This window comes from Rhodobaculum claviforme, assembly GCF_016653255.1.
In the GTDB taxonomy this organism is placed as follows: domain Bacteria; phylum Pseudomonadota; class Alphaproteobacteria; order Rhodobacterales; family Rhodobacteraceae; genus Rhodobaculum; species Rhodobaculum claviforme.
Genome location: NZ_NHSD01000056.1, coordinates 1 through 3,855, shown reverse-complemented (window position 1 = coordinate 3,855; position 3,855 = coordinate 1). Strand labels below are relative to the sequence as shown.

The window sequence follows — 3,855 nt, the reverse complement described above, 5'->3', positions numbered from 1 at the left end:
TCCCCGCCCGCCGCACCATCCGCCGCACGGTTCACCGCTCCGCCTGCCGTATCGGCCACCCCGCCGGCCGCGGCCGGGCCATCGTCCGGGTGTTGGTACCGGGCCTTGTGTTGTTGCTTGCGGGCTGCGTGGATGGCCCGGGCGGGCGCAGCAGCGCCGATCCGGCCACCCCGCTGGAGGGGGCCCGCACCGCCTCGGGGGCTGCGGATTTCGCGCTGGCACCCGAGGTCCTGCCCGAAGGGGCGGTGGCCCCACCGCGCATCGATCCCGGGCGCAGCTATGGCCTGCCGGAGCTCATCGACATCGCCCAGCGCACCAATCCGCGCACCCAGGCGGCCTGGCACCGCGCCCGCGCTGCGGCCGCCGGGGTCGGTGTCGTCGAGGCGACGTATCTGCCGCAGATCTCGGCCAATGTGCTGGCCGGGGGCGTGCGCACATCCACCCCCGAGGGCGCCGTGCCCCCGGTCCTCCCCGCCGGCCGGCTGACGGCCGAAGGCGCAACGGTGGTACCCAACCTCGCGCTGCAGTGGCTGCTGTTCGACTTCGGCCGTCGCGACGCCGCCCGCCAGATCGCCACCGAGGCCAACATCGGCGCCAACATCGCCTTCCAGGGCCTGCACCAGCAGGTCATCTTCGAGGTCGCCTCCGGCTTCTACCGCTACAACGCCGCGCGCGCCGACACCCGCATCGCCCGCGCCCGCGTGCAGGACGCGGCCACCCTGCGCACCCTCGCCGCCGCCCGCCGCGCCGAGGGGCTCGGCACCGAGGTCGACGTTGCCCAGACCCGCCAGATCGAGGCCCGCGCCGTCTTTGACCGGACGCTTGCCGAAAACCGCGAGCGCGACGCCCGTGCCCGGCTGTTGCGCGCCATGGGTCTGTCGCCGACCACGCCGCTGCGGGTGGCCGACATCCGCGGACGCAGCCTGCCGCGGGAGGTGCCGGGGGATCTCGACCGGGTGATCGCGGCCGCGCTGGAGCGCCGTCCGGACATCCAGGCCGCGCTTGCGCAACTGCGTGCCACCGATGCCGGTGTGGCCCTGGTGGAGGCCGAGCGCCGCCCCCGTGTTCTGGCGGTGGGCGAGGTCGGCCGCAGCATGGGCCGGCTGACGCTGGACGACACCCGCATCCCCGGGCGCGCGCGGCTGTCCTCCAGCCGGACGCAGGGCGCGGTCGGGGTGATGGTGTCGGTGCCGGTGGTGGACGGCGGCCTGCGCGCCGCCCGCGAGGAGCAGGCCCGCGCCCGCGCCGCCGCCGCCGAGCGCGACCTCGAGGCGCTGCGCACCCTTGCCGCCACCGAGATCGTCGAGGCCTATGACCTGTTGCGCACCAGCCTTGCCGCGCACGCCGCCTCCGGCCCCCTGCTGGCCGCCGCCGAGGAGACCTGGCGCGCCGTGCTTGGCTTTTATGAGAACGGTCTGGCCAGCCTGGCCGAGGTCTCGATCGCCAAGACCGCCCTGAACGACGCCCAGATGGTGCGCGAGGACGCCTATGCCAACGCCTTCGTCGCCGCCGCGGCCCTCGCCTTTGCCACTGGCGAGTTGACGAGCCGCGACCGCGCCCCGTGACGCCGCACGCGTCCAAGGGCCCCGCGCCCCCCTGCATGGGCTGCCTGCCGGGCTGCTAGCCCTGACCCAGATAGGCGAGGAGGCCGAGCGCCGCCGCCGCCCCGAGGACCGCCGCCGCGATCTTCCACACCGACCAGGGACGCTCGCCCTGCACCCGCCCGGTCTGGGCGTTGACAATGAAGCGAAAGGACCGGCCGCGGTAGCGATAGGCCGCCATCCAGATCGGCAGCAGGACATGCTTGAACGTCTCGGCCGAGGTGGCGGTGTCGATCGACCCGATGCGCTGCTCGTCGCCGCCGATGGCGCGGCGGACGTCGCCGGCGATCACCGCGTCCATCTCGGCGCGCGCAATGCGCCAGCCCTCGGGCAGGTCCACCGTGTACCCCTCGGCCCGGAACCCGGCGAGGAAGTCGGGGCGATAGGGCACCAGCGCCGCCATGTCCCAGGGCCGCAGCCCGTCGGCAAGGCGCCGCGGCAGGCTGTGCGAGGCCATCACCGGCAGATCGTCGAACACCCGCGTCACCCGGCCGCGCACCGATGTCCAGCGGATCTGCCGCACCTGCTGCGTGCGCGTCTTGCCATCCGGGCCACGCACCTGTCGGGTGACGAAATAGGCATCCCCGCGCTGCCCGTGATAGCGGCTGGCCGTGGCGGCATCGAAGGTCCAGTAGGGCACATAAAGCCCGTCCAGCCGCCGCCCCTTGCGGGCCCGGGCCGCCAGCCCGCCCGGCGCGAACCACAGCCCGCGGAGCCAGCGGGCCATCGCGTCCTTCGCCTGCGCCTCGGTCAGATGGAAGGGCACCACCGCCTGCGGCTTGATGTGGCGGTGTGCGCCGGTGTCGGTGACGACCGGCGTGCCGCAGAACGGACAGGCGCTGGCGTGGATGGCGGGGTCGAATTCCACCTGCGCGCCGCAGGCGGGGCAGGACAGCACCCGCGTCACCTCCATCGCGTCGGGGGACAGGTGGTCGGCCAGTGCGGCGCGCAGGTCGATCTCTCCCAGCGCGCGCTGGCGGGCGGGCAGGTCGGCGGCGGGGATGTCCTGTGCGTGGCCGCAGTGGGCACAGATCAGCCGGGTCTGTCCCGGCGCAAACCGCAGGACGGCGCCGCACTGGTCGCAGGGATAGCGGTGTTCCTCGGGGTCGGGGGGCATTGGGCCTCAGGGCGCGGGCGGCGGCGGCGGTGGTGGTGGCTGGACCGTGAACAGCTGCGCCAGCTCCGCGATTTCGCCGGCCGGTTGCCATCCGTCCAGACCAGGCGTCCAGACCAGCGTGGAGCGGCCAAAGCCGCCCGTCGCCGCCATCCTCCCCAGATCGGCGCGGCCGAAGGGGCCGGTGGTCTGGCCGTTCTCGGCGATGTGCCAGACCTTGTCGGCGGGGGGCGGCGGGGGCGGCACGGCCTGTGCCGGTTGCGGGATGGCGCCCCACGGCCCCATCTGCGCGCCCATCACCATGCCCATCGCCCCGCCCATCGGGTTGTCGGCGGCGGCCGCGCGGGTCATCGCCTCGGCGGCCGAGAATTGGGTGTACCGGCTCAGATCCCCCGCGAGCCCCGCCGAGGTGCGTTTGTCCAGCGCCGCCTCGACCGCCGGCGGCAGGCTGATGTTCTCGATGTACAGCTCGGGCATCGACAGGCCGTAGTCGTCCAGCGTCGGTTCGATCGCCTCGCCGATGATGCGGGACAGATCGGCGGTGTTGGCGGCCATGTCCAGCACCGGGATGCCGCTGGCGGCGATCACGCGGCTGAACTTCTGCACGAGGATGTTGCGGATCTGGCCGGTGATCTCGTCGGTGGTGAAGGCGCCGTCGGTTCCGACGATCTCGGCCATGAACCTCGCGGGGTCCTTCACGCGGATCGCATAGGTGCCAAAGGCACGGATGCGGGTGGGGCCGAATTCCGGATCGCGCAGCATCACCGGGTTCATCGTGCCCCACTTCATCCCGGTGAAGCGGGTGGTGTTGACGAAATAGATCTCGGACTGGAACGGCGAGGAGAAGCCGTGGTCCCAGTGCTGCAGCGCCGTCAGGATCGGCATGTTGTTGGTCTCGAGCTCATAGAGCCCGGGGGAGAACACGTCGGCGAGCTGGCCTTCGTGGACGAACACCGCCGCCTGCCCCTCGCGCACCGTCAGCTTGGCGCCGTACATGATCGCGTTGCCGTGGCGCTGGAACCGCCAGACCATCGTGTCGCGGGTGTCGTCGGTCCAGGCGATGACATCGATGAACTGGCCCTTGAGGAAGCTGAACACCATGGCGGTCTCCTTCGGCGGTGGGGGGCGGTGCGTGGGGGC

Annotated in this window: 3 protein-coding genes; 1 reads left to right on the top strand and 2 read right to left on the bottom strand. The window is 72.8% G+C overall.

Annotated elements, in window-relative coordinates:
- On the top strand, window positions 1-1,565 hold a 1,565-nt coding region (locus tag CCR87_RS00860), incomplete at its 5' end, for a TolC family protein (RefSeq protein ID WP_207186501.1).
- Between the two features lie 55 nt (window positions 1,566-1,620).
- Here CCR87_RS00860 and CCR87_RS00855 read toward each other — a convergent pair.
- Together CCR87_RS00855 and CCR87_RS00850 are read right to left on the bottom strand one after the other, a co-directional pair.
- Window positions 1,621-2,718, bottom strand: a complete 1,098-nt coding sequence (locus tag CCR87_RS00855) for a TFIIB-type zinc ribbon-containing protein (protein ID WP_201155441.1) — start codon at window positions 2,716-2,718, stop codon at window positions 1,621-1,623.
- Between the two features lie 6 nt (window positions 2,719-2,724).
- The gene (locus CCR87_RS00850) at window positions 2,725-3,816 is read right to left on the bottom strand and encodes an SPFH domain-containing protein (RefSeq protein WP_201155440.1); all 1,092 of its coding nucleotides are present in this window, start codon (window positions 3,814-3,816) and stop codon (window positions 2,725-2,727) included.
- Window positions 3,817-3,855: the final 39 nt, after the last annotated feature.

Coding starts and splice junctions, on each gene's coding strand:
- CCR87_RS00855 (WP_201155441.1), bottom strand. CDS start 2,718: ATGCCCCCCGACCCCGAGGAACACCGCTATCCCTGCGACCAGTGCGGC.
- CCR87_RS00850 (WP_201155440.1), bottom strand. CDS start 3,816: ATGGTGTTCAGCTTCCTCAAGGGCCAGTTCATCGATGTCATCGCCTGG.